Below are 23,874 nucleotides of genomic sequence, written 5' to 3' on the forward strand. Positions count from 1 at the left end.
GCGCCCCCTGCGCCCCCTGCGCCCCCATGGCGCCGCAGGGGGCGCTTCTGCTAGGCTAGGCGTCGTTTTTTCCACGACCATTCTGCTGGCGACACGTGATCCCTGGTATGGATCACCACTGCGCACAAGGAACCCTTCATGCCCATCGTGACCCTGCCCGACGGCAGCCAGAGATCCTTCGACGCCCCCCTCACCGTGATGCAGCTGGCCGAGAGCATCGGCCCCGGCCTCGCCAAGGCCTGCGTGGCCGGCAAGATCGACGGTGTCCAGGTGGATGCCGCCGATGTCATCGACCGTGACGCCGAGGTGGCGATCCTCACCGCCCGCGACCCGGAGGGCCTGGAGGTCATCCGGCACTCCTGCGCCCACCTGATCGGCCACGCCGTCAAGCAGCTCTATCCCGAGGCCAGGATGGCCATCGGCCCGGTGATCGAGGACGGCTTCTACTATGACGTCGACTTCGGGCGTTCGGTGACCCCCGATGACCTCGAGGCGATCGAGGCCCGCATGAAGGCGCTGATCGACCACGAGTACGACGTGGTGCGCGAGTACGTCGACCGTGACCAGGCGATGCTGACCTTCCTGCATCGCGAGGAGCCCTACAAGCAGGAGATCGTGCGCGGGATCCCCGAGGGAGAGACCATCCGGCTCTACCATCACGAGGAGTACGTGGACATGTGTCGGGGGCCGCATGTGCCCAATACCCGGCACCTGAAGGCGTTCAAGCTGACCAAGCTGGCCGGTGCCTACTGGCGCGGCAACGCCGAGAACCCCATGCTGACGCGGATCTACGGCACGGCCTGGCCCGACAAGAAGCAGCTCAAGGCCTACTTGAAGCGGCTCGAGGAGGCCGAGAAGCGCGACCACCGCAAGCTGGCGAAGCGGATGGACCTCTTTCACCTCCAGGAAGAGGCGCCGGGCATGGTCTTCTGGCACCCCAACGGCTGGACCATCTACCAGGCCCTGGAGCAGTACATGCGCCGGGTCCAGGTCGAGAATGGCTACCAGGAGATCAAGACGCCGCAGATCGTCGATCTCTCGCTGTGGAAGGCCTCCGGTCACTGGGGGCACTACAGTGACATGATGTTCACCACCGAGTCGGAGAAGCGCGACTACGCGGTCAAGCCGATGAACTGCCCCTGCCATGTCCAGGTGTTCAACCAGGGGCTGAAGAGCTACCGTGACCTGCCACTGCGCCTGGCCGAGTTCGGCAGCTGCCACCGCAACGAGCCCTCCGGTGCGCTGCACGGCCTGATGCGGGTGCGTGGTTTCACCCAGGACGATGCGCATATCTTCTGCACCGAGGGGCAGATCCAGTCCGAGGCCGAGGCCTTCATTGCCCTGACCATGAAGGTCTATCGGGAGCTGGGCTTCGATGACGTGGAGCTCAAGCTCTCCACCCGACCCGACGACGACTTCCTGGGGGAGCCGGAGCTCTGGGACCGCGCCGAAGCCGGTCTCGAGGCCGCGCTCGACGCTACCGGTCTCGACTGGGAGCTGCAGCCGGGCGAGGGTGCCTTCTACGGGCCCAAGATCGAGTTCTCGCTGCGCGACTGCCTCAACCGGGTCTGGCAGTGCGGCACCCTGCAGCTCGACTTCAACCTGCCGGGCCGGCTGGGGGCACAGTTCGTCGACGAGGACGGTGTCCGCAAGACCCCGGTGATGCTGCATCGGGCGATCCTCGGCTCCTTCGAGCGCTTCCTCGGCATCCTCATCGAGCACTATGCCGGCGCCATGCCGCTGTGGCTGGCACCCCAGCAGGTGGTGGTCATGACCATCACCGATGCGCAGCGCGACCATGCCATGTCGGTGATGGAGCGACTGCAGAAAGTCGGCCTGCGCGTCAAGTCGGACTTGAGGAACGAGAAGATCGGCTTTAAAATCCGCGAGCATACGTTGCAGAAGGTCCCCTATCTCCTGGTGGTGGGAGATAAGGAAGTCGAGTCCGACTCGGTGGCCGTGCGTACGCGCAGTGGCGAGAACCTTGGTACGATGGGGGTGGATGCCTTCATCGACCGTGTTCGGGCCGAGCGGCAATAGCGACATCTTCCCAAGCTGAAGTGGAGACGGAACCATCAAGCGAAGCAACCCAAGAGGGCGTGTTCAAGACAAGCGCCCCCCCATGAACGAGCGGATTACCGAGGATCAGGTTCGCCTGATCGACAGCGACGGCGAGCAGCTGGGCATCGTGCCCACCAGCGAGGCGCTGGAGCGAGCCGAAGCGGCCGGTATGGACCTCGTGCAGATTTCCAATGCCGACCCCATCGTCTGCAAGATCATGGACTACGGCAAGTTCGTCTTCGAGCAGAAGAAGCAGAAGGCTGCTCAGAAGAAGAAGACGAAGCAGATTCAGGTCAAGGAAGTCAAGTTCCGGCCTGGCACCGACGAGGGGGACTATCAGGTCAAGATGAAGAACCTGATCCGCTTCCTCGAAGGTGGCGACAAGGGCAAGGTCACGCTGCGCTTCCGCGGTCGCGAAATGGCGCACCAGGACATCGGCCGCAAGCTGATGGAGCGGATCGCCGCCGATCTCGAGGAGATCGGGACCGTGGAGTCCTTCCCCAAGATGGAAGGGCGCCAGATGATCATGATCATTGCCCCCAAGAAGAAGCAGTAAGAGAAGAAGTGATCCGACGGCCAGTCCAACGGGCGGAAGGCGCAAGGCCCTTCCGTCGGCCACGGATTTTCTGAAGAAACCTCGAGCGGAGTTAACCTCATGCCGAAAATCAAGAGCAACAGCGGCGCTGCCAAGCGCTTCAAGAAGACGGCCAACGGCTTCAAGCACAAGCAGTCGTTTCGCAGCCACATCCTGACCAAGAAGTCCACCAAGCGGAAGCGTCAGCTGCGTGGGATGAAGCAGATCCACGACGCCGACAAGCAGCTCGTGCAGCGCATGCTGCCGAACCTGTAACCCCTTGGTCGCAACCCTCTACCGTCAGGAGTAAGCCATGACTCGCGTCAAGCGTGGCGTCGTTGCACGTCGCCGTCACAAGAAGATCCTCAAGCAGGCCAAGGGCTACTATGGTGCCCGTTCACGCGTCTTCCGCGTGGCCAAGCAGGCTGTCATCAAGGCCGGCCAGTACGCCTACCGTGACCGCCGCCAGCGCAAGCGCCAGTTCCGCGCCCTGTGGATCCAGCGCATCAACGCCGGTGCCCGTCAGCACGGCCTGTCCTACAGCCGCTTCGTCGGTGGCCTGAAGAAGGCCGGTATCGAGATTGACCGCAAGGTGCTGGCCGATCTGGCCGTCAACGAGAAGGCTGCCTTTGCCGCCATCGTCGAGAAGGCCAAGGCTGCCCAGTAAGGGACGTCGACCCTTGGCCGGCCGCGGCATATGCCGTGACGCCGGACCATGATCGTCGCAGGGGAAGAGCAGCCGCTCTTCCCCTGTTTTTTTGAAAGACTTCGGAGCTCAACGGATGGACCACCTTCCCACTTTGGTTGCCGAGGCCCGCGACGCCATCCACGCCGCCGACAGCCTGGCCGCGCTGGACGAGCTGCGCGTCCGCTATCTCGGCAAGAAGGGCGAGATCACCGCGCTGCTCAAGGGGCTCGGCAAGCTGCCTGCCGAGGAGCGCCCGGCCGCGGGCGAGCGCATCAACCAGGCCAAGCAGGCCCTGGGCAAGGAACTGGACGAGCGGCGTCAGGCCCTGGAGAAGGCGGCCCTCGAGGCGCGCCTGGCCGCCGAGCGGCTCGACGTGACCCTGCCGGGGCGAGGCCAGCCCAGCGGGGGCCTGCATCCGGTGACCCTGACCCTGGAGCGCATCGAGGGGCTTTTCACCCGCATCGGCTATGACGTGGCGGTCGGTCCTGAGATCGAGGACGACTACCACAACTTCGAGGCCCTCAATATCCCCGCGCACCACCCGGCACGGGGCATGGCCGATACCTTCTACTTCGATGCCACCCGACTGCTGAGGACCCATACTTCGCCGGTACAGGTGCGGACCATGAAGGAGGCCGAGCCACCGATCCGCATCGTCTGTCCCGGCCGCGTCTACCGCAGCGATTCCGACCTGACCCATACCCCCATGTTCCACCAGGTCGAGGGGTTGCTGGTCGACGAGGACGTCAGCTTCGCCGACCTCAAGGGCACCATCCAGGACTTCCTGCACGCCTTCTTCGAGCGTGATGACCTCTCGGTGCGCTTCCGGCCCTCCTACTTCCCCTTCACCGAGCCCTCGGCGGAGGTCGACATCCAGTGCGTGATGTGTGGTGGCGAGGGCTGCCGGGTCTGTTCCCACAGTGGCTGGCTGGAGGTGATGGGCTGCGGGATGGTGCATCCCGAGGTGTTCCGCCACTCCGGCATCGACGCCGAGCGCTATACCGGCTTCGCCTTCGGCATGGGCGCCGAGCGGCTGGCCATGCTGCGCTACGGCGTCAATGACCTGCGGCTGTTCTTCGACAACGACCTGCGCTTCCTGCGCCAGTTCGCCTGATCGACCCCCGGACAAGCAGAACACAGCGATAGGATCTGACATGAAATTTTCCGAACAGTGGCTGCGTGACTGGGTCTCGCCAGCGCTCTCCACCCAGGCGCTGGCCGACCAGATCACCATGGCCGGCCTGGAGGTCGATGCCGTGGAACCGGTGGCCGCCCCCTTCAGCGAGGTCGTGGTGGCGGAACTGGTCGGCAAGGAGCCGCATCCCGATGCCGACAAGCTCAACGTCTGCCGGGTCGATGACGGCAGCGGCGAGCCCGTCCAGGTGGTCTGTGGGGCACCCAATGTGGCCCTGGGGCAGAAGGTCCCCTTCGCCCGGGTCGGGGCGGTGCTGCCCGGTGACTTCACGATCAAGCAGGCCAAGCTTCGCGGCGTCGAGTCCCGCGGCATGATCTGCTCGGCCTCCGAGCTGGGCCTCGAGGAGGAAGCCTCCGCGGGCATCCTCGTGCTGCCGCCCGGCGCGCCGGTAGGCGAGGGCTTCCGTGACTTCATGGGCCTCGACGACCACACCATCGAGGTGGATCTCACGCCGAACCGCGGGGACTGCCTGAGCCTCAAGGGGCTGGCTCGCGAGGTCGGGGTGCTCAACCGGCTGGCCGTCTCGGGCCCCGAGCTCGCCCCTGTGGCGCCCAGCCTCGATGAGACCTTCCCGGTACGCGTCGAGGATGCCGAGCGCTGCCCGCGCTACATCGGTCGCCTCATCAAGGGCGTCGACGTCACCGCCGAGACCCCGCTGTGGATGGTCGAGCGGCTGCGCCGCAGCGGCATCCGCGCCATCGACCCGGTGGTGGATGTCACCAACTACGTGATGCTCGAGCTCGGCCAGCCCCTGCATGCCTTCGACCGCGCCAACCTGCACGGCAGCGTGGTCGTGCGGCTGGCTCGGGAAGGTGAGCAGCTGGTGCTGCTCGACGGCCAGGCGATCACCCTGGAGGGCTCCACGCTGGTCATCGCCGACGAGCGTGGCCCGCTGGCGATCGCCGGCGTGATGGGCGGCGAGCACTCCGGCGTGAGCCCCGAGACCCGCGACATCTTCCTCGAGGCCGCCTTCTTCTCGCCGCTGGCGGTTGCCGGCCAGGCGCGCGCCTATGGCCTGCACACCGACGCCTCGCACCGCTTCGAGCGCGGTGTCGACCCGAGCCTGCCCCGTGAGGCCGCCGAGCGGGCTACCGCCCTGCTGCTGGCGATCACCGGCGGCGAGCCGGGGCCCCTGGTGGAGGTCGCAAGCGAGGCACACCTGCCTGACGGCCGCCAGGCGACCCTGCGTGCCGCGCGACTGGAGCAGGCGCTGGGCAAGTCGCTGCCGCGTGACGAGGTGACCGAGATCCTCGAGCGCCTCGGCCTGGGGGTGACGGTCAGCGAGCAGGACTGGACCGTGCAGGTCCCGAGCTGGCGCTTCGACATCGCCATCGAGGAGGACCTGATCGAGGAGGTGGCGCGCATCCACGGCTACAATCGCCTGCCGGTGCGCCGTCCCCAGGTCCGTCTGGCCCTGCGCCCGGCCCACGAGGCGCACACGCCGCTGGCACGGCTGCGCCGCCAGATGGTTGCACGCGGCTACCAGGAGGCGGTGACCTACAGCTTCGTCGCCCCCGAGCTGCAGCAGGCGCTGCATCCCGAGGCGGTCTCGCCGGCGCTGGCCAACCCCATCTCCAGCGACCTCTCGGTGATGCGCGCGAGCCTCTTTCCCGGGCTGGTGCGGGCCCTGCAGCACAACCTCAATCGCCAGCAGGACCGGGTGCGGCTGTTCGAGACCGGCCTCGTGTTCCGCGGCGAGCTCGACCATCTGCACCAGACCCCGATGCTCGGGGCGCTGGTCTGCGGGCCGCGCGAGCCGGAGGGCTGGACCGGCGGCAGGGAACCGGTCGACTTCTTCGACCTCAAGGGGGACCTCGAAAGCCTGCTGGCCCTCGGCGAGCCCCAGGCCTGGCGCTTCGAGCCCGGTGAGCACCCGGCCCTGCATCCCGGCCAGTGCGCACGCGTCCTGCATCGCGGCGAGGAGGCCGGCTGGATCGGTACCCTGCATCCGGCGGTGCGCGCCAGGCTCGGCCTCAAGGTCGATGCGCTGCTCTTCGAGGTGCGCCTCGATGCACTGACCCAGGGGCGGGTGCCGGCCTTCACGCCGCTCTCGCGCCATCCCGAGGTGCGCCGCGACCTGGCCTTCCTGGTCGAGGAGGGGCTGCCGGTGCAGTCGCTGCTCGACACCATCCGGGCCCAGGCCGGCGAGTGGCTGGTGGAGTCTCACCTGTTCGATGTCTACCAGGGCAAGGGGGTGCCGGACGGCCTCAAGAGCGTGGCCCTGGGCTTGACCTGGCAGCATCCATCGCGCACGCTTAATGACGAGGAAATCAATCAGTTGGTTGATGCCATCGTCGCGGAGTCCCGTCAGCATCTGGGGGCTGAGCTGCGCGCTTGAGGCCCGGGTGTCTCGTCGATCGGCACGACCAGCGCCACGAGGACGACAAGATGGGTGCGTTGACCAAGGCGGAACTGGCCGAACATCTGCACGCCGAGCTTGGCCTCTCCAAGCGCGAGGCCAAGTCCATGGTGGAGGCGTTCTTCGAGGAGATACGCGGCTGCCTGCGCGAGAACGAGCAGGTCAAGCTCTCGGGGTTCGGCAACTTCGACCTGCGCGACAAGCGTGAACGACCTGGTCGCAACCCCAAGACCGGCGAGGAGATCCCGATCTCGGCGCGGCGGGTGGTCACCTTCCGGCCCGGCCAGAAGCTCAAGAGCCAGGTCGAGGGGTACCGCGGCGAGGCTCACTGATCTCCTTGGCGACCATGAAGAACGCCACTCCCAGGAGTGGCGTTTTTCGTGGATGGTTGCTCGGCATGTCGTCACACGCCGTTGCCGCTCTCAAGCATCCAGGTGATGACCACCTTCAGAACATAGCCCAGCATCCCGGCACCCAGCACCACGAAGAGCATGATGGTGCCAAAGCGGCCGGCCTGGGACTTCTTCGCCAGGTCCCAGATGATGAAGCACATGAAGAGGATTAGCCCGCCGATCATGATCGGGGTGATCCAGGTCTCGAAGGTCTGCTGCATGATGCCTCCGTGCACGCCTCAGGGGAAAGTCCGACCATTGTACTCGGGCTCTGGCGGCACTGCAGGCGCCAGGGCGTGGCCCCATGCCGCACCCCCATGTTAATATCCGACCGAAATTCTCAGGTAAATCCATGACATGCCCATGCTCAAGATCTTCGTAGGTACCATGTACGGCGGGGCCCTGGACGTCGCCGAGCAGGTCAAGCCGCTGTTCGAGGAGGCCGGCTACGAGGTAGCCATCTTCGACCAGCCGACCCTCGACGACCTCATCGGCTCGCCCACCGACCTGGCGCTGTTCTGCGTTTCCACCACCGGCAGCGGCGACCTGCCCGGCAACATCGTGCCCTTCGCCCGCGACCTCGAGGAGCAGAGTCCCGGCCTTGGTGGTCTGCGCTACGGCCTTATCGCCCTGGGCGACAGCTCCTATGGCGACACCTTCTGCGGTGCCGGACGCCATCTCGATGCGCTGCTCGAGGGGCAGGGGGCCCAGCGCCTCGGCGAGCGCCTCGAGGTGGATGCCATGGAGACCTTCATGGCGGATGACGAGGCCCTGCCCTGGGTCGAGCAGTGGATCGATAACCAGCAGCTGAAGGTGGCCTGAGGTGGGCGCGACGCCGACACCGGAGCGTCTCAGCCTGCTGCTGGGGCTCGGGGTGCTGATGCTGGCGACCCTGCCGCGCTACCAGGTGGGGGGGCACGAGACGCAACTGTCGCTGATGCTGATGGCGCTGGCGGTGGTGGGCGTGGTGGCCGTGATGCAGTGGCGGCAGCTCCCGGGCGAGGCGCGCTCGCGCCTTCCCGCCCTGCTGCGTCGCCTGGGCCTCTGCCTGGGCGCGGGCCTGGTCGTGATGGCGGCCTGGCACGCCCTGACCAGCGACTTCTTCGGCTGGGAGCTGCTGGTCTCCCACGGCGCCACCCTGGGACTGCTGCTGCATGCCCTATGGCTGTGGATCAGGGTGCCTCGCTGAGCTCGGCCCCAGCTACAAGGTTCAAGGAGCAAGTCACAAGGAAATCTTACAAAGACACTCTTGTAGTCTGTCAGAGTGTGGGCGCACGGTGCTTGCCCCTTGCCCCTTGCCCCTTGCCCCTTGCCCCTTGCCCCTTGCCCCTTGCCCCTAGCCCAGCGTATAGCAGGGCACATAGTCCCCGGCGAGCTTCATGCGGCCCTGATCGACGAAGGAGGCCAGCAGCTCGTCGAGGCGCGCCATCAGCTCCGGTTCGGCATGCAGCCGGAAGGGGCCATGGGCCTCGATCGCGCGGATGCCTTTCTCCTTGACGTTGCCGGCGACGATGCCCGAGAAGGCGCGGCGCAGGTTGGCGGCCAGCTCGTGGACCGGCTGGTCGCGGTGGAGCGCCAGGCCGGCCATGGCCTCGTGGGTGGGCTCGAAGGGCTCCTGGAAGTCCCGGGCCACGGTCAGGCGCCAGTTGTAGTAGAAGGCGTCCTGGCGGTTGCGGCGGTACTCGGTCACCGCGTCGATGTTCTTGCGCATGGTGCGGGCGACCTCGACGGCGTCGTCGACGACGATGCGATAGAGGCGGCGTACCTCCTCGCCCAGGGTGTAGACCAGGAACTCGTCGATGCGCCTGAAGTAGTCGGCAGAATCGGCGGGCCCGGTGAGAATCACCGGCAGCTCCATGTCGGCATTGTCCGGGTGCAGCAGGATCCCCAGCAGGTAGAGGATCTCCTCGGCGGTGCCCACGCCCCCCGGGAAGACGATGATGCCGTGTCCCAGCCGCACGAACGCCTCGAGGCGCTTCTCGATGTCGGGCATCACCACCAGCTCGTTGACGATGGGGTTGGGTGCCTCGGCGGCGATGATGCCGGGCTCCGAGACCCCCAGGTAGCGTCCCTGGGTGCGGCGCTGCTTGGCATGGGCCACGTTGGCGCCCTTCATGGGCCCCTTCATGGCACCGGGCCCGCATCCGGTGCAGATGTCCAGCTCGCGAAGCCCCAGGTGGTAGCCGACCGACTTGGTGTAGTCGTACTCCTCGCGGGAGATCGAGTGGCCGCCCCAGCAGACGACCAGGCTGGGGTCGCGTCCCGGCTTGAGGGTCCCGGCCTTGCGCAGGATATGGAAGACCGCGTTGGTGGTGCCCTCGGCGGTCCGCAGGTCGAAGCGATGGCGGGTCTGGATCTCGTTGTAGACGTAGACGATGTCGCGTAGCACCGCGGAGAGGTGCTCGCGGATGCCGCGGATCATCTTGCCGTCGACGAAGGCCTCGGCCGGGGCATTGGTGATCTTGAGGCGCACCCCGCGGTCCTGCTGCAGCACTTCGATGTCGAAGTCCCGATAGGTTTCCAGCAGGGCCAGACCATCATCGGTCGGGTTGCCGCAGTTGAGTACCGCCAGCGAGCAGTTGCGCAGCAGCTCATGCAGGCCGCTCCGGGAGGTGTCGTGGAGGCGCTCGACCTCCTGCTGGGAGAGGATCTCGAGGCTGCCTTCCGGCGAGATGGTGGTGGAAATGGTGTCGGGCATGCTTGGCGTTCCCTGTCGTCGTGGCGGCATTGCTCGTCCTGCGATGCTACCACGCCGCGCCACGGGCGGGCAGCGCTGCGGGCCTGACGGCAAGCTGGTAGAATCCGGGCTGCCAGGCCACTGTCCGCGACGTGATGCCCATGTTCAACGCCCGCTATTTCCGCACCTTCATCACCCTGGTCGAGACCGGCAGCTTCACGCGCACTGCCCGCCGCCTGGAGATGACCCAGCCCGGGGTCAGTCAGCACGTGCGCAAGCTCGAGGAGTACCTCGGCAAGCCGCTGCTGGATCGCCAGGGGCGGCGCTTCGTGCTCACGGAGAGCGGGCGGCGTGCCTACGACTACGCGCTCAAGCTGTTCGCCGAGCATGAGCAGTTCCGCCACTCCCTGGACGACGAGAGCCTGGACAGCGGCGAGTGCCGCCTCGCCTCGCCGGGCAGTGTCGGCCTGATGCTCTATCCCTTCATCCTCGGCCAGCAGCAGATGCAGCCGGGTCTCACGGTGAGCTACAGCTTTGCCTTCAATGGCGAGATCGTCGCCGACGTGCTGGGTGGCCGTCATGACCTGGGGATCATCACCGAGGCCGTGCGCCATCCTGACCTCGACTGCGAGCCATGGCACCAGGAGCCACTCTGCCTGGTGGTGCCGGCGGACTTCGCCGGCAACGGCCTGGCCGACCTGATGGGGATCGGCTTCATCAACTACTCGGGCGGGGAGGACCACGCCGGGGCCCTGCTGAGGGCCAACTTTCCCGACTTCCGCTCCATGAGCCACTTCCCGCGCCAGGGCTTCACCAACGAGGTGAGCATGGTGCTGGATGCCGTGGCGCGCGGGCTGGGGTTCACCGTGGTCTCGCGCGTGGTACTGGAGACCTCCCCCTGGCAGCGCCAGGTCAAGGAGCTCTCCCTGCCTCAGCCGGTCCACGAGACCCTGCACCTGGTCATGCGTGCCGGCGAGCAGATGCCGCGGCGCTACGTGCGACTGCTCGAGGGCTATCGCGAGCAGCGCCGTCACGAGCGCTTCGGTTTCGGCGAGGGGCCGGAGCGCCACGAGGCCTGACGGCAGCAGGCCCCGCCATGGCGGGGCCTGTCTCTTGCCGCGGGGCGCGCGGGCGATGGGCGTCGTCAGTCGCGTCGTTCAGTCACGATACTCGTCGATGCTCGGGCAGGAGCAGATCAGCTGCCGGTCGCCGAAGACGTTGTCGACACGGTTGACCGCCGGCCAGTACTTGGCGGCCTTGACCGCCTTCGAAGGGAAGGCGCCGAGCTCGCGGGAGTAGGGGCGTTCCCAGGCGGCGTCCATCAGGTCGGCCATGGTGTGCGGGGCATTGACCAGGGGGTTGTCGTCCGCGGGCCAGTCACCGCGTTGCACGGCGTCGATCTCCTCGCGGATTCTGATCATGGCGTCGCAGAAGCGATCGATCTCGTAGCGCGACTCCGACTCGGTGGGCTCGATCATCAGCGTGCCGGGCACCGGGAAGGACATGGTCGGGGCGTGGAAGCCGTAGTCCATCAGGCGCTTGGCGATATCCTCCTCGCTGATGCCCGACTCGGCCTTGAGCGGGCGGATGTCGATGATGCACTCGTGCGCCACGGTGCCGTTGCGGCCCTTGTAGAGCACCGGGTAGTGGCGCTCGAGGCGCGACGCGACGTAGTTGGCGTTGAGGATCGCGAGCTCGGTGGCCTCGCGCAGGCCGCGGGCGCCCATCATCTTGATGTAGGCCCAGGAGATCGGCAGGATCGAGGCGCTGCCGAAGGGCGCCGCCGAGACCGCGCCGCAGCTTGCCTCGACCCCCTCCAGCGGCGTCACCACGTGGTTGGAGACGAAGGGTGCCAGGTGGGCCTTGACCCCGATCGGCCCCATGCCCGGGCCGCCACCGCCGTGGGGGATGCAGAAGGTCTTGTGCAGGTTGAGGTGGCTGACGTCGCCGCCGAAGTCGCCGGGGCGGGTCAGGCCCACCTGGGCGTTCATGTTGGCACCGTCGATGTACACCTGGCCGCCGTGCCCATGCACGATGTCGCACACCTCGCGCACGCTCTCCTCGAAGACCCCGTGGGTGGAGGGGTAGGTGATCATGATCGCCGAGAGGGCGTCGCTGTGCTGCTCGGCCTTGGCGCGCAGGTCCTCGATGTCGATGTTGCCGTCGCCGTCGCACTCCACCACCACCACCTTCATCCGCGCCATGGCGGCAGAGGCCGGGTTGGTGCCGTGGGCCGAGCTCGGGATCAGGCAGACGTCGCGGTGCCCCTCGCCCTCGGCGGCCTGGTAGCGGCGGATCGCCACCAGGCCGGCGTACTCGCCCTGGGCCCCGGAGTTGGGCTGCATGGAGATGTGGTCGTAGCCGGTGACTTCCACCAGGAAGGCGGCCAGTTCGTCGATCATCTGCCGGTAGCCGGCCACCTGGTCGCGGGGAGCGAAGGGGTGGATGCGCGCGAACTCCGGCCAGGTGATGGGGATCATCTCGCTGGTGGCGTTGAGCTTCATGGTGCAGGAGCCCAGCGGGATCATGGCGTGGGCCAGCGACAGATCCTTGTTCTCCAGGCGCTTGAGATAGCGCAGCATCTCCGTCTCGCTGTGGTAGCGGCGGAAGGTCGGGTGGGTCAGGAAGTCCGACTCGCGCCGGCAGGCCGCCGGGATGCCGGTGAGTCCCTCGGCCAGCACCCGGTCGTCGAGTTCGCGCACCGAGAGGCCGTGCTCCTCGCCGAGCAGCACGTCGAACAGCACGTCCACATCGTGGGCGGTGGTGGTCTCGTCGAGGCTCAGCCCCACGTCGCCGCCCGCGAAGTAGCGCAGGTTGAGGTCGTGGGTCATGGCCCGGCCATGGAGCTTGCCGGCGTCCACGCCGGTCAGGCGCAGGGTGTCGAACCAGCTGTCGTGGACCAGGGTGACGCCCTTGGCCTTGAGCCCCTCGGCGAGGATCGTGGTCAGGCGGTGGATCCGCGAGGCGATGGTGCGCAGCCCCTCGGCGCCGTGGTAGACGGCGTAGAAGCCGGCGATGTTGGCCAGCAGGGCCTGGGCGGTGCAGATGTTGGAGGTGGCCTTCTCGCGGCGGATGTGCTGCTCGCGGGTCTGCATGGCCATGCGCAGCGCCGTGTTGCCGCGGCTGTCCTTCGAGACGCCGATGATGCGGCCGGGGATCGAGCGCTTGAGCTTGTCGGTAGTGGCGAAGAAGGCGGCATGCGGGCCGCCATAGCCCATCGGCACGCCGAAGCGTTGCGAGGAGCCCACCACCATGTCGGCGCCCAGCGCCCCCGGCTCCTTGAGCAGTACCAGGCCCATGAGGTCGGCGACCACGCAGGTCATCACGCCGCGCTCGCGGGCGGTCTCGATCAGCGGCGCCAGGTCGCGGACCTCGCCGCTGTCGCCGGGGTACTGCAGCAGGGCGCCGAAGACCTCATGCTCGGCGAGCGCCTCGGCCGGGGCCACCACCAGCTCGAAGCCGAACCAGGCGGCGCGGGTGCGCACCACGTCCAGGGTCTGGGGGAAGACGTCCTCGGCGACGAAGAAGGTGTCGCTTTTCGCCTTCTTGTTGGCGCGCCGGCACAGCGCCATGGCCTCGGCGGCGGCCGTCGCCTCGTCGAGCAGCGAGGCGTTGGCCAGCTCCATGCCGGTGAGGTCCATGACCATCTGCTGGAAGTTGAGCAGCCCCTCTAGGCGGCCCTGGGAGATCTCCGGCTGGTAGGGCGTGTAGGCGGTGTACCAGCCGGGGTTCTCCAGCACGTTGCGCTGGATCACCGTCGGCAGGTGGGTGTCGTAGTAGCCCTGGCCGATGTAGCTCTTGACGACCCGGTTCTGGCGGGCCAGGCGCTGCAGGTAGTCCAGGGCCTCGGCCTCGCCCTTGGGCGGGTCCAGGTCCAGCTCACGTCCCAGCTGGATGTCGGCGGGGACGGTAGCCTCGATCAGCGAGGGCAGGCTCTCCATGCCGAGGGAGGTGAGCATGCCGTCCACGTCGGCGCCGGCCGGTCCGTTGTGGCGCTGGAGGAAGGCATCGTGAGCGGCCAGATCGGCCAGACGGCGGTTGTCGAAAGACATGGAACACCCTGTGTGCGTGATGGGGCCTCGCCCCGGGGAATCATCGAAACGGGCCGGCCCCGTCAGGGACGAGGCCGGGTAGGGCGCCCGTCGTCGGCGGCCGGCACGGCTGGCACGGCTGGCCGGTGCCGAGGGGCGCCGGGGTGAGGATCACTCCTCGTCGGCGGCGACGGCCTGGTAGGCGTCGGCATCGAGCAGGTCGTCGAGGACGCTGGCGTCCTCGAGGCGCACCTTCATGATCCAGCCATCCTCGTAGGGCGACTCGTTGACGGTCTCGGGGGCGTCCTCGAGGGCCTCGTTGACCGCGAGGATCTCGCCGGCCACCGGCGCATAGAGGTCGGAGGCGGCCTTGACCGATTCGATGACGCCGAACTCGTCGCCCACGGCCAGGGTACGGCCCACCTCGGGAAGCTCGACGAAGACCACGTCGCCCAGTGCCTCCTGGGCATGGTCGGTGATGCCGATGGTCACGGTGCCGTCGCCATTGTCGAGGACCCATTCATGGCTTTCGGCATAGCGCAGGTTGGCGGGGATAGAGCTCATCGTGATTTCCTATACGAAAAATGGTTTCGGATTCGCGAATGCTAACGCCATTGTCGGCATTTGGCGAGTCCTCCCGGTGGGCCGTTTCGACGCCTGGCGCTTCTCGACCCGTTCACAGGTTGGTTCGCCGGCGCCGGTTCGTCCAGTGCCGGGCCCGGCGGGAGGCCTGCTGCCGGCGGTGGGCACCGGGATGCCGCCGGGCCGCACGGCGCATGGCGGTCGGGATCCTGGCCGCGCCCCGGCGTCCGGCGGTGCCAGGCACCATCTCCTTGCTCCATGGCGTCGTCGACAGTAGGCTTGCCGCGTTTCCGATCGGAAACAGCTGGCGTCATGGTAAGCGGTGCCGCCGAGGTGTCTCCCCAGGTTCATCGGGCTGGTGCATCAGTGGCAGGATCCGCTATCGTGAAGGCGTTCGTCCTGTCGATCTTTCGTCGAAGCCTGGCCCGTCCATGCCATTTCGTCTTTCCCGAGGTCAGGCGATACCCGGAGTGCATGGCGGGTCACAACAACAAGCGTGAATAAGGGAGACTCTCGTGGAAGCATTAATGACATTCTTGAGTTCGGTGGAGAGCCTCGTATGGGGTGTTCCCATGCTGGTCCTTCTGCTGGGGGTCGGTATCTACTTGCAGGCCGGTCTGAAGTTGATGCCGATCCGCAAGCTGGGTACCGGCTTCAAGCTGATGTGGCAGGGGCGTGACCGCAAGCTGGCACCAGGCGAGAAGAAGACCAAGGAAGAAGAGGGGGAGATCTCGCCCTTTAATGCCCTGATGACGGCGCTCTCCGCCACCATCGGCACCGGCAACATCGCCGGCGTGGCCACCGCCATCTTCCTGGGTGGCCCGGGGGCGGTGTTCTGGATGTGGATCACGGCCCTGGTGGGCATGGCGACCAAGTTCGCCGAGGCGGTGCTGGCGGTGCGCTATCGCGAGACCGACAGCACCGGTTACCATGTCGGCGGTCCGATGTTCTACATCAAGAACGGCCTGGGCAAGAAATGGCTGTGGCTGGGCGGCGCCTTTGCTCTGTTCGGCGCCGTGGCTGCCTTCGGCATCGGCAACACCGTACAGTCCAATTCGGTGGCCGAAGGGCTGAGCGAGTCGCTCGGCATGCCCCACTGGTTGACGGGCTTGATCCTGATGGTACTGGCCGGTGCGGTGATCCTCGGCGGCATCAAGCGCATCGCCAAGGTGGCGGGCAAGTTGGTACCGATCATGGGGATCGCCTATGTGCTGGCGGGTATCCTGGTGTTGATCCTCAATGCCAGCCAGCTCGGTGCGGCGTTCAGCATGATCTTCTACCATGCCTTCAATCCCATCGCGGCGGCAGGGGGCTTTGCGGGTGCCGGGGTGGCCATGGCGATCCAGTTCGGCGTAGCGCGCGGTATCTTCTCCAATGAGGCGGGCCTGGGCAGCGCCCCCATCGCCCACGCCGCGGCGCAGACCAAGAATCCGATCAGGCAGGGCCTGATCGCCATGCTGGGTACCTTCATCGACACCATCATCGTCTGCTCCATCACCGCCCTGGTCATTCTTACCAGCGTTGAATGGAGCGGAGGCGAGACTGGTGCACGCTTGACGGCGGTTTCCTTCGACCTGGCGCTGCCGGGTGTCGGTGAGTATGTGGTGACCTTTGCCTTGGCGGTCTTTGCCTTTACCACGATTTTGGGCTGGTCCTTCTACGGCGAGAAGTGCTTTCAGTTCCTGTTCGGTACCCGCTCGATCATGCTCTACCGGGTGCTGTTCATCATCGCGATCCCGCTCGGGGCCATGGCGAACCTGAATCTTGTCTGGGTGCTGGCAAGCGTCTTCAACGCCATGATGGCCATCCCCAACCTGATTGCCCTGGCGCTGCTGTCGCCGGTGGTCTTCAAGCTGGCCCGTGACTACTTCGACGGCAAGGAGATCCTGCCGGGCGAGGAGCTGGACCACGACAAATCCTGAGGGTGCGTCCAGCAAGAGAGGTGCCCTCGGGGCACCTCTCTTGCGTTGGCCCCCAAGCCATGAGTGATGACGACATGAGTGAACTCAAGCATACCCCCCTGCACGCCCTGCACGTGGAACTGGGGGGCAAGATGGTGCCCTTCGCCGGCTACGACATGCCGGTGCAGTACCCGCTGGGGGTCAAGCGCGAGCACGAGCATACCCGCCGTGCCTGCGGGCTCTTCGATGTCTCCCACATGGGGCAGATCCTGCTGCGCGGCCCGAATCCGGCCGAGGCGCTGGAGACCCTGGTGCCGGCCGACATCGCCGGGCTGGCCGAGGGCATGCAGCGCTATGCGTTGTTCACCGCCGAGGAGGGCGGCATCCTGGACGACCTGATGGTGGTCAATGCCGGCGACCACCTCTACCTGGTGGTCAACGCCGCCTGTCGGGAGCAGGATATCGCCCACCTGCGCCGCGGCCTGCCCGACCACCAGGTGGAGGTGGTCGACCGCGGCTTGCTGGCGCTGCAGGGACCCCAGGCTGCCGAGGTGATGCAGCGCCTGTGCCCCGAGGCCTGCGAGATGGTCTTCATGCAGCATGGCCACTTCACCATCGGCGGCATCGAGGTCTGGGCCAGCCGCAGCGGCTACACCGGCGAGGACGGCTTCGAGATCTCGGTGGCCGCCGAGGAGACAGAGGCCCTGGCGCGCCTGTTGCTGGCGGAAGAGGAGGTCGAGGCGATCGGCCTGGGCGCCCGTGACTCGCTGCGCCTCGAGGCGGGCCTGTGCCTCTACGGCCACGATATCGACACCGGGACCACGCCGGTGGAGGCGGGGCTGATCTGGGCCATCGGCAAGCCGCGCCGTCGCGGCGGCGAGCGGGCCGGCGGCTTCCCCGGGGCCGACCTGATCCTGCACCAGGTGGCGGAGAAGGACCATTGCCGCAAGCGGGTGGGCCTGCTCGGCGAGGGCCGCGCCCCGGTGCGCGAGGGGGCCGAACTCTATGATGCCGAGGACAACCGGCTTGGCCACGTGACCTCCGGCGGCTTCGGTCCCAGCGTCGGCCGGCCGGTGGCGATGGGCTACGTGGCCATCGAGGCCAGCGAGGTCGGCACCACGGTGTATGCCGAGGTGCGCGGCAAGCGCCTGCCGATGACGGTGACCAGGATGCCCTTCGTCACGCCCGGTTACCACCGGGGCTGATACCCCTCTTTTTATACCGTTATCTTTCGAGTGCCTATAAGCGGCCATCCCAGTCCGGGGTGGCCGTTCTGTCATGAAGGACAAGCGTCGACGGCTGCGGCGTGTCAGGCAGGCGACGACGTCGGGTTCACCAGGCGGAAGGTCAGGCTGATGCGCAGCCCGGGGAGCCGGCGTGGCAGCAGGGCATGCTGCAGCCTCTCCTGCACGCCGGCCCCCATCACCAGCAGGCTGTCATGGGGCAGCCAGACGTTGAAGGCCTCATGGGAGCGGTCCTTCCAGCGGAAGCGCAGCGGCCGCTCGCTCCCCAGGCTCACCGCGGCGATCAGCGGTGCCGGGCCAAGCTCGGGCTCGTCGTCGCTGTGCCAGCCCATGCGCTCCTCGCCGCCAGCATAGCGGTTGAGCAGCACGCTGTTGAAGCGGGCCCGGGTGCCGGCGTCGGCCAGCGCGCTGACCACCCGGTCGCGCAGCGCCGCCACGGCGGGATGCCAGGGCTCGGGCAGGAAGTCCCGGCCCGAGTAGCGGTAACGGGCGTCGCGGTCCCCCATCCAGAGCTGGCGGCGCGGGATCGGGTGCTCGCGTCCGTAGAGGCGCAGGGTAGGGCGCTGCCAGGCGAGTTCGCGGTCGAGCCGTGCCAGCGTCTCGGTGGCAGCGGGTTCACCGAGCAGGCCGGGCAGGAGGGTCAGGGCCGGCGCGTCGAGCAGGCGCTCGCCCGGCAGGCGAGGGGGTAACGTCATGACGCCAGGATGCCATCCCGACCGTCCTGGCGGCCAGCGTCAGCCGGCCAGGTGCAGGCTGGCCAGGGCAAAGCCCATCCCCAGCAGAGCGCCGGCCAGCACATCGCTGATGTAGTGCAGCCCCAGGCCCACCCGCGAGATGGCAATCAGCAGTGCGACGGGCACCAGCCAGGGCAGCAGCCAGGGGGCATGGGCGGCGGTCATCACGCAGAACAGCACGGCATGCATGGTATGGCCGCTGGGAAAGCTGTAGCGGTCCCGGGCGGGCTCGCTGCAGCGGATGATACCGCGGAAGGTGATGAAGGGGCGTTCGCGACACAGCCGGGTCTTCAGCACCCGGTAGAGGCCGATGGCCACCAGGGCCGTGGCGGTGTACTGGGCCATCCGCTGGCCGCCGCTGGTGGGGTGGAGCAGCGGCTGGGCGAGGATCAGCGCAACCCACAGTGGCCAGTCTCCCAGCTTGCTGGAAAGTCGCAGCAGGGCCAGCCAGGGCGGGTGGACGTTGAAGCCGGCCAGGCGCCGGCAGAGCTGCCACTCGATGAGGTCGAGGCGTTCAAACACGGCAGGTGGATGCGGCTTCATCGTGAGTCTCCCGGGGCTGGGCCAGGGTGGCGAGGAAGGTGTCGGCAATTGCCGACCAGCGATAGGAGAGGGCGCGCTCCCTGGCGGCGCGACCCAGACGGGCATAGCGGGCAGGCTGTTGGCAGAGGGCCGCGGCGGCTTCCCGGAAGCCGGCCTCGTCCCCCACCGCCAGGCTGACACCGTTGCGATCGTCGTCGATCAGCTCGGCGCCGGCGGCATGGCGGAAGGCCACCACGGCCAGGCCGCTGGCCATGGCCTCGAGGACCACGTTGCCCCAGGTCTCGGAGATCGAGGGGAAGACGAAGAGGTCGGCACTGGCGTAGTGGCGCACCAGGCTTTCCCTGTCGACGAAACCGGCGAAGTGGGCGTCGGGCAGAGCGCGCTCCAGTGCGGCTCGCCCCGGGCCGTCACCGACCACCACCAGGGTGATATCCGGGCGGGCGGCGAGCATCGCCGTGAAGGTGTCGCGCAGCAGGTCGAGGTTCTTCTCGGCGGCGAGGCGTCCGACATGAAGCGCCACCGGACGATGGTCATCGCTGCCCCAGGCGGCACGCAGGGCCGGGTCGCGATGGGCCGGCGAGAAGCGTTCGCCGTCGATGCCGCGCGCCATGACCCGCAGGTTGGCGAAGCCGCGGCCGGCAAGCGCCTCGGCCTGGGCACGGGTCGGTACCAGGGTCGCAGCCGTGCGGTTGTGGAAGTGGCGCAGGCGGCGCAGCACCAGCGGCGCCAGCCAGGGCAGGCCATAGTCGCGGCAGTAGTGGTCGAAGTTGGTGTGCCAGCCGCTGACCACCGGGATGCCCAGCCGCTCGGCGGCGCGCAGGGCCGACCAGCCCAGCGGCCCCTGGGTGGCCAGGTAGACGGCCGTCGGGCGCTGCTGGCGCCACAGGCGCTGGATGGCCGCCGTGGCGGGCAGACCGATGCGCACCTGACGGTAGCCGGGCAGGCCCAGCCCGCGGACTCGGAGCTCGGCCTCCATCCCCTCGGCGCGTGGCACGGCCCTGTCTGCCGGCCGGGGACGGATCAGCTGCAGGGCCACGCCGCGCCGGCGCAGTTCCGTGCCGATCTGGCCGAGGGTATGGGCGACGCCGTTGATGTCGGGGGACCAGGTTTCACTGACCAGGCAGATGCGCATGGGGCTCCTCGTGCGGTGGCAGGCCCGGAGGGGGCTGACACCGTCGAGGATGCCGGTGGGCCATGACAGCCGTGCGTCACGGCGATGAAGAGGACATGACGGCAGGCCGGCCGTCGGTGCCGGGCCGCGTCGCCTCCGTCAGCGCAGTACCCGGGCCGGGTCGATGGGCTTGCCCCCGTGGCGCATGTCGAACAGCAGCCGCGGGCTGCCATCCTGCTGCCCGACCTCGCACACCGGGGTCCCGCGCTTGACCGCGTCGCCACTGGCCACCAGTGGCCTCGCGCAGAGGGCATAGACGCTCTGCAGGTTGTCGGCATGGTGGACGATCACCACCTGGCCGAGCTGTCGCATGCTGTCGGCGAAGCGGACCTCGCCGTCGGCCACGACGCGGGCCCGGCTGCCCCGCCCGGTGGCCAGCAGCATGGGTTGCAGGGTGCCGCGCCCGTCGGCACCGAAGGCGCGCTCGACCCGGTAGTCGTCCAGCGGCCAGGGCCAGCCCCGGGCGGAGGCGGGCAGGCCGCCAGGATCCGGCAGGCGCTTGCTCGCCGGTCGGGCGGCCTGACGCTTGCCGGATGCCTTGCTGCCGGTGCGGCCCGAGGCGGCGGCCTGCCGGCCGCCCAGCGGGACCTGGATCAGCTGGCCGACCCTGAGGCTGGTGGGCGCGATGCCGGGGTTCGCCGCCTGGATCCGGCCGGCGTCGCCGCCGAAGCGCCGGGCGATGGCACTGTAGGTGTCCCCCGGGCGTACCCGGTAGCGGTAGGGGCCCCCGGAGGGGGCCCGCTCGTCGCGTCCGGGGACAAGGAGTCGCTGGCCCACGGCCAGGCGCCGGGCATCGACCCCGGGGTTGAAGCGCTCCAGGCGCACCAGGGGCACTTCGGCGCGACGGGCGATCTCGCCCAGGGTGTCGCCACGCTGGATGGTGATCCATTCGCCGGCGATCGCTTCACCCGTTCGGCCCTCGCCCCCGCGGCCGGCGCAGCCGGCCAGCAGCAGCGCCAGGCCGAGCAGCAGGGTCAGCGCGATGAGTCGAGACGGCGATCCTTGTCCTGCCACAGGGCGTTGAGCCATGACTGGAAGCGTTCCTTGTAGTCCGTGTCGTCGTGATAGTCGCCCTCGAGCATCCAGGCCGGGACCGCCAGGCGCCGGGCCTCCAGCCACACCCGTCCCTCGCGGCCGCAGAGGAAGCCCCAGAAGCTGGGGTCGGGGTTCTCGTAGTGCAGGGTGACATCCAGGATGCCGCCAAGGCGGTCGCCGAGCAGGCTCACCACCTGGGCGATGCCGCCGGCGCGAGGTCTCAGCAGGTGGCGATAGGGGGCGTCCTGGGCGGCCTGCTTGGCGGGGGTGAAGCGGGTGCCCTCGACGAAGTTGTAGATGGCGATGGGGCGTTCCCGTGCGTGGCGGCACATGCGCTCGGTCGCCTCGCGGTCGCGGCGCGCCAGCTGGGGGTTGCGCTCGCGCTGCTCGCGCGTCAGGCGTCGCAGCATGGGAAACTCCATGGCCCAGAAGGCCAGGCCGACGATCGGGATCCAGATCAGCTGGCGCTTTACGAAGAAGTGGGGCATGGGAATGCGCCGGTGCAGGGCGAAGAACAGCAGGAAGATGTCGGTCCAGCTGCGATGGTTCGATAGCACCAGCCACCACTGGTCGCGGGAGAGCCCCTCGGGCAGGGCCATCTCCAGGCGAGGCCTCAGCCAGCGACGCATCCACCAGAGGTTGCTGCCCACCCAGTTGAGCGCGACCCGGTTGAGGGCCGTCAGCACACGGCGGCGCAGCCGCCGCCCCGGGGTCACCAGCTTGACCAGGGTGAGCAGGATCAGCGGGACCCCCCAGGCGAGGGTGGTGAGTGTCAGCAGCAGGATGCTGACGAGCCCCCTGAGGGTCGACATGCCTGTCTCCTCGGCCGGATTCACGAGCCGCCCATGCTAATGGATCGGCCGCGGGCTGCCCAGCGGTCGGGGTCAACGGCCCGCGGCGAGGCCCGGGGTGCGGATGGTCTCGGCGAGCACCTCCTTGAGCGCCAGGGCGGCCACCGACAGCTCGTGGGTATTCCAGGTCAGCACGCCGACGTCGCGTTCGATCACCGGGTCATCGAGGGGCACGCAGACGGCGCCGAGCTCCTGCATCTGGTCGATGCACAGCGAGGGGACCGCGCTGACGCCCAGGCCGCTGGCCACCATGCGTCCCACGGTGGCCAGCTGGTGGCACTCGAAGGCGGCGGGCAGGGTCAGGCCGCGACTCTCCAGCGCCTGTTCGAGCAGCCGGCGCACCATGGAGGGGCGTTGCAGGGCGATGAAGTCGCGGGTCATCAGCGTCGGCCAGCCGAGCCGCGAGCGCCCGGCGAGGCGCGATTCGGCCGGCACCACGGCAACGAAGCGGTCGCGAAACAGGGGGGTGAAGGAGAGGCTGCCGGTGGCTTCCGGTTCGAACACCAGCCCCAGCTCCACCTGACGGGCGCGCACCATCTCGATCACCTGCTCGTTGATCACGTCATGGACCGTGACGTTGACCCGCGGATGGCGCTGGCGGAAGACGCGCAGGGCAGGGGGCAACAGGTTGCTGGCAAAGGAGGGCATGGTGGCCACCGCCAGGCGGCCCAGCTGCAGGGTGAAGCGCTGGCGCAGCAGCTCCTCGGTGTTGTCCCACTCGGCGATCAGTCGCTTGGCCAGGGGTACCAGCGACTCCCCCTCCGGGGTAAGCCGCACGCTGCGGGTGCTGCGGATCAGCAGGCGACCGCCCAGGCTCTCCTCGAGTCCCTTGATCGCCAGGCTCAGGGCCGGCTGGGAGAGGTGAAGGTGCTCGCAGGCCTGGGTAAAGCTCAGGGTCCGGGCCACGGCGAGGAAGGCGCGCAGTTGCTTGACGGTCATGGCATGCTACCAAGGTCCAATTTATCAGCGAAACGGATCAATCAATAAATAAAACAAACTTAACAAATATATTGGCAGCGGCAACACTGGCCTGAGATTCTGCCCACTCACTCCACAACTCACTCCACAACTCACTCCACAGTTCACTCCACAACAACGCGAGGCGCCACTATGGCCGGATTCGACAAGCGTGTGTATTCCTACGAAGAGGCAATGGACGGCATCGAGAGCGGCATGACCGTGATCGCCGGCGGCTTCGGCCTCTGCGGCATCCCCGAGAACCTGATCGCCGAGATCAAGCGCCGCGGCGTTAAGGACCTGACGGTATGGTCCAACAACTGCGGTGTCGACGGCTTCGGCCTGGGCCTGCTGCTGGAGGACAAGCAGATCAGCCGGATCCATGCCTCCTACGTCGGCGAGAACGCGCTCTTCGAGCAGCAGATGCTCAACGACGAGATCGAGGTGGTCCTGACGCCCCAGGGTACCCTGGCGGAGAAGATGCGTGCCGGCGGCGCCGGTATCCCGGCCTTCTATACCGCCACCGGCTACGGCACGCCGATCGGCGAGGGCAAGGAGGTGCGCGAGTTCAACGGCCGCCACTATATCCTCGAGGAGTCGGTGGTGGGCGATTTCGCCATCGTCAAGGGCTGGAAGGCAGACCGCTACGGCAACGTCGTCTATCGCGACACCGCCCAGAACTTCAACCCCCTGGCCGCCACCGCGGGCAAGATCACCGTGGTCGAGGTCGAGGAGATCGTCGAGCCCGGCGAGCTCAAGCCCGACCAGATCCATACCCCGGGGATCTACGTCGACCGCATCATCCAGGGCACCTTCGAGAAGCGCATCGAGAAGCGCACCGTGCGCGAGGGCTGAGCCCCGCCGCTTTTCCACGACCGC

Annotated in this window: 23 protein-coding genes; 13 read left to right on the forward strand and 10 right to left on the reverse strand. The window is 67.8% G+C overall.

Going from position 1 to position 23,874, the window contains the following annotated elements; all coding sequences use genetic code 11:
* Positions 1-138: 138 nt before the first annotated feature.
* The 7 genes from thrS (at position 139) to ihfA (ending at position 7,209) form a co-directional block, all read left to right on the forward strand.
* Positions 139-2,040 (forward strand): threonine--tRNA ligase, encoded by a 1,902-nt coding sequence (gene thrS, locus P8934_RS09055; RefSeq protein WP_278033896.1) that lies wholly within the window; start codon positions 139-141, stop codon positions 2,038-2,040.
* A 34-nt stretch (positions 2,041-2,074) separates the two neighbouring features.
* The gene (infC, locus tag P8934_RS09060) at positions 2,075-2,617 is read left to right on the forward strand and encodes a translation initiation factor IF-3 (protein ID WP_278034017.1); all 543 of its coding nucleotides are present in this window, start codon (positions 2,075-2,077) and stop codon (positions 2,615-2,617) included.
* Positions 2,618-2,716: 99 nt separating this feature from the next.
* Complete coding sequence (gene rpmI / locus P8934_RS09065; protein WP_016854829.1) at positions 2,717-2,911, forward strand: 50S ribosomal protein L35; 195 nt, start codon at positions 2,717-2,719, stop codon at positions 2,909-2,911.
* Positions 2,912-2,948: 37 nt separating this feature from the next.
* On the forward strand, positions 2,949-3,302 hold the full coding sequence (rplT, locus tag P8934_RS09070; protein WP_013332273.1) for a 50S ribosomal protein L20: 354 nt from the start codon (positions 2,949-2,951) through the stop codon (positions 3,300-3,302).
* A 115-nt stretch (positions 3,303-3,417) separates the two neighbouring features.
* Complete coding sequence (gene pheS, locus P8934_RS09075) at positions 3,418-4,437, forward strand: phenylalanine--tRNA ligase subunit alpha (protein ID WP_106230965.1); 1,020 nt, start codon at positions 3,418-3,420, stop codon at positions 4,435-4,437.
* Between the two features lie 40 nt (positions 4,438-4,477).
* A complete protein-coding gene (pheT, locus tag P8934_RS09080) occupies positions 4,478-6,856 on the forward strand; it encodes a phenylalanine--tRNA ligase subunit beta (protein ID WP_278033897.1) in 2,379 nt (792 codons plus the stop codon).
* 50 nt (positions 6,857-6,906) lie between these two features.
* Positions 6,907-7,209: an integration host factor subunit alpha gene (ihfA, locus tag P8934_RS09085; RefSeq protein WP_106230963.1), complete on the forward strand. Its 303-nt coding sequence runs from the start codon at positions 6,907-6,909 to the stop codon at positions 7,207-7,209.
* A gap of 71 nt (positions 7,210-7,280) precedes the next feature.
* On the opposite strand, the gene P8934_RS09090 is transcribed toward ihfA, so the two are convergent.
* Complete coding sequence (locus tag P8934_RS09090; RefSeq protein ID WP_106230962.1) at positions 7,281-7,490, reverse strand: DUF2788 domain-containing protein; 210 nt, start codon at positions 7,488-7,490, stop codon at positions 7,281-7,283.
* A gap of 136 nt (positions 7,491-7,626) precedes the next feature.
* Between P8934_RS09090 and P8934_RS09095 the strand changes: the two genes are divergently transcribed.
* Both P8934_RS09095 and P8934_RS09100 read left to right on the forward strand, forming a co-directional pair.
* Positions 7,627-8,091, forward strand: coding sequence for a flavodoxin (locus P8934_RS09095; protein WP_278033898.1), 465 nt, complete (start codon positions 7,627-7,629; stop codon positions 8,089-8,091).
* A gap of 1 nt (position 8,092) precedes the next feature.
* A complete protein-coding gene (locus P8934_RS09100; RefSeq protein WP_278033899.1) occupies positions 8,093-8,458 on the forward strand; it encodes a hypothetical protein in 366 nt (121 codons plus the stop codon).
* A 147-nt stretch (positions 8,459-8,605) separates the two neighbouring features.
* Here the strand turns inward: P8934_RS09100 and ppnN are convergent, their stop codons facing one another.
* Complete coding sequence (ppnN, locus tag P8934_RS09105; RefSeq protein ID WP_278033900.1) at positions 8,606-9,967, reverse strand: nucleotide 5'-monophosphate nucleosidase PpnN; 1,362 nt, start codon at positions 9,965-9,967, stop codon at positions 8,606-8,608.
* A 140-nt stretch (positions 9,968-10,107) separates the two neighbouring features.
* Between ppnN and P8934_RS09110 the strand changes: the two genes are divergently transcribed.
* Positions 10,108-11,025 (forward strand): LysR family transcriptional regulator, encoded by a 918-nt coding sequence (locus P8934_RS09110; RefSeq protein ID WP_278033901.1) that lies wholly within the window; start codon positions 10,108-10,110, stop codon positions 11,023-11,025.
* A gap of 78 nt (positions 11,026-11,103) precedes the next feature.
* Here the strand turns inward: P8934_RS09110 and gcvP are convergent, their stop codons facing one another.
* Both gcvP and gcvH read right to left on the reverse strand, forming a co-directional pair.
* Positions 11,104-13,998, reverse strand: coding sequence for an aminomethyl-transferring glycine dehydrogenase (gene gcvP / locus P8934_RS09115; protein ID WP_278033902.1), 2,895 nt, complete (start codon positions 13,996-13,998; stop codon positions 11,104-11,106).
* 150 nt (positions 13,999-14,148) lie between these two features.
* Positions 14,149-14,541, reverse strand: a complete 393-nt coding sequence (gene gcvH / locus P8934_RS09120) for a glycine cleavage system protein GcvH (RefSeq protein ID WP_133637758.1) — start codon at positions 14,539-14,541, stop codon at positions 14,149-14,151.
* A 590-nt stretch (positions 14,542-15,131) separates the two neighbouring features.
* On the opposite strand from gcvH, the gene P8934_RS09125 reads away from it, so the two are divergent.
* A complete protein-coding gene (locus P8934_RS09125) occupies positions 15,132-16,481 on the forward strand; it encodes a sodium:alanine symporter family protein (RefSeq protein ID WP_278033903.1) in 1,350 nt (449 codons plus the stop codon).
* A 74-nt stretch (positions 16,482-16,555) separates the two neighbouring features.
* The gene (gene gcvT, locus P8934_RS09130) at positions 16,556-17,665 is read left to right on the forward strand and encodes a glycine cleavage system aminomethyltransferase GcvT (protein WP_278033904.1); all 1,110 of its coding nucleotides are present in this window, start codon (positions 16,556-16,558) and stop codon (positions 17,663-17,665) included.
* A gap of 104 nt (positions 17,666-17,769) precedes the next feature.
* Here gcvT and P8934_RS09135 read toward each other — a convergent pair whose 3' ends face one another.
* From P8934_RS09135 to P8934_RS09160, 6 genes are all read right to left on the reverse strand, one after another.
* Entirely contained in the window at positions 17,770-18,399 is a 630-nt protein-coding gene (locus P8934_RS09135) for an alpha-ketoglutarate-dependent dioxygenase AlkB (protein ID WP_278033905.1), read from the reverse strand.
* Between the two features lie 39 nt (positions 18,400-18,438).
* A complete protein-coding gene (locus tag P8934_RS09140) occupies positions 18,439-18,981 on the reverse strand; it encodes a phosphatase PAP2 family protein (RefSeq protein ID WP_278033906.1) in 543 nt (180 codons plus the stop codon).
* Complete coding sequence (locus P8934_RS09145) at positions 18,953-20,113, reverse strand: glycosyltransferase family 1 protein (RefSeq protein WP_278033907.1); 1,161 nt, start codon at positions 20,111-20,113, stop codon at positions 18,953-18,955. Before P8934_RS09145 ends, P8934_RS09140 begins: the two co-directional genes overlap by 29 nt.
* Before the next feature lie 138 nt (positions 20,114-20,251).
* Positions 20,252-21,181, reverse strand: coding sequence for a LysM peptidoglycan-binding domain-containing protein (locus tag P8934_RS09150; protein WP_278033908.1), 930 nt, complete (start codon positions 21,179-21,181; stop codon positions 20,252-20,254).
* Positions 21,127-21,999, reverse strand: coding sequence for an acetyltransferase (locus tag P8934_RS09155; RefSeq protein ID WP_278033909.1), 873 nt, complete (start codon positions 21,997-21,999; stop codon positions 21,127-21,129). Before P8934_RS09155 ends, P8934_RS09150 begins: the two co-directional genes overlap by 55 nt.
* A gap of 72 nt (positions 22,000-22,071) precedes the next feature.
* Positions 22,072-22,977 carry a LysR family transcriptional regulator gene (locus P8934_RS09160; RefSeq protein WP_278033910.1) on the reverse strand — a complete coding sequence of 302 codons (906 nt, stop codon included), beginning with the start codon at positions 22,975-22,977 and terminating at the stop codon, positions 22,072-22,074.
* A gap of 171 nt (positions 22,978-23,148) precedes the next feature.
* Between P8934_RS09160 and P8934_RS09165 the strand changes: the two genes are divergently transcribed.
* The gene (locus P8934_RS09165) at positions 23,149-23,850 is read left to right on the forward strand and encodes a CoA transferase subunit A (RefSeq protein WP_106230947.1); all 702 of its coding nucleotides are present in this window, start codon (positions 23,149-23,151) and stop codon (positions 23,848-23,850) included.
* Positions 23,851-23,874 lie beyond the last annotated feature (24 nt).

This window comes from Halomonas sp. CKK8 (assembly GCF_029625235.1).
GTDB classification, from domain to species: domain Bacteria; phylum Pseudomonadota; class Gammaproteobacteria; order Pseudomonadales; family Halomonadaceae; genus Halomonas; species Halomonas ventosae.

Bases quoted from the DNA above. Each gene is read 5' to 3' on its own strand.
- gcvH (WP_133637758.1), bottom strand. From the start codon at position 14,541: ATGAGCTCTATCCCCGCCAACCTGCGCTATGCCGAAAGCCATGAATGG.
- rplT (WP_013332273.1), top strand. From the start codon at position 2,949: ATGACTCGCGTCAAGCGTGGCGTCGTTGCACGTCGCCGTCACAAGAAG.
- P8934_RS09095 (WP_278033898.1), top strand. From the start codon at position 7,627: ATGCCCATGCTCAAGATCTTCGTAGGTACCATGTACGGCGGGGCCCTG.
- thrS (WP_278033896.1), top strand. From the start codon at position 139: ATGCCCATCGTGACCCTGCCCGACGGCAGCCAGAGATCCTTCGACGCC.
- rpmI (WP_016854829.1), top strand. From the start codon at position 2,717: ATGCCGAAAATCAAGAGCAACAGCGGCGCTGCCAAGCGCTTCAAGAAG.
- P8934_RS09125 (WP_278033903.1), top strand. From the start codon at position 15,132: ATGCTGGTCCTTCTGCTGGGGGTCGGTATCTACTTGCAGGCCGGTCTG.
- P8934_RS09145 (WP_278033907.1), bottom strand. From the start codon at position 20,113: ATGCGCATCTGCCTGGTCAGTGAAACCTGGTCCCCCGACATCAACGGC.
- P8934_RS09155 (WP_278033909.1), bottom strand. From the start codon at position 21,999: ATGTCGACCCTCAGGGGGCTCGTCAGCATCCTGCTGCTGACACTCACC.
- pheT (WP_278033897.1), top strand. From the start codon at position 4,478: ATGAAATTTTCCGAACAGTGGCTGCGTGACTGGGTCTCGCCAGCGCTC.
- P8934_RS09150 (WP_278033908.1), bottom strand. From the start codon at position 21,181: ATGGCTCAACGCCCTGTGGCAGGACAAGGATCGCCGTCTCGACTCATC.
- ihfA (WP_106230963.1), top strand. From the start codon at position 6,907: ATGGGTGCGTTGACCAAGGCGGAACTGGCCGAACATCTGCACGCCGAG.
- P8934_RS09135 (WP_278033905.1), bottom strand. From the start codon at position 18,399: ATGACGTTACCCCCTCGCCTGCCGGGCGAGCGCCTGCTCGACGCGCCG.
- P8934_RS09090 (WP_106230962.1), bottom strand. From the start codon at position 7,490: ATGCAGCAGACCTTCGAGACCTGGATCACCCCGATCATGATCGGCGGG.
- P8934_RS09110 (WP_278033901.1), top strand. From the start codon at position 10,108: ATGTTCAACGCCCGCTATTTCCGCACCTTCATCACCCTGGTCGAGACC.
- pheS (WP_106230965.1), top strand. From the start codon at position 3,418: ATGGACCACCTTCCCACTTTGGTTGCCGAGGCCCGCGACGCCATCCAC.
- P8934_RS09160 (WP_278033910.1), bottom strand. From the start codon at position 22,977: ATGACCGTCAAGCAACTGCGCGCCTTCCTCGCCGTGGCCCGGACCCTG.
- P8934_RS09165 (WP_106230947.1), top strand. From the start codon at position 23,149: ATGGCCGGATTCGACAAGCGTGTGTATTCCTACGAAGAGGCAATGGAC.
- gcvP (WP_278033902.1), bottom strand. From the start codon at position 13,998: ATGTCTTTCGACAACCGCCGTCTGGCCGATCTGGCCGCTCACGATGCC.
- ppnN (WP_278033900.1), bottom strand. From the start codon at position 9,967: ATGCCCGACACCATTTCCACCACCATCTCGCCGGAAGGCAGCCTCGAG.
- P8934_RS09140 (WP_278033906.1), bottom strand. From the start codon at position 18,981: ATGAAGCCGCATCCACCTGCCGTGTTTGAACGCCTCGACCTCATCGAG.
- gcvT (WP_278033904.1), top strand. From the start codon at position 16,556: ATGAGTGAACTCAAGCATACCCCCCTGCACGCCCTGCACGTGGAACTG.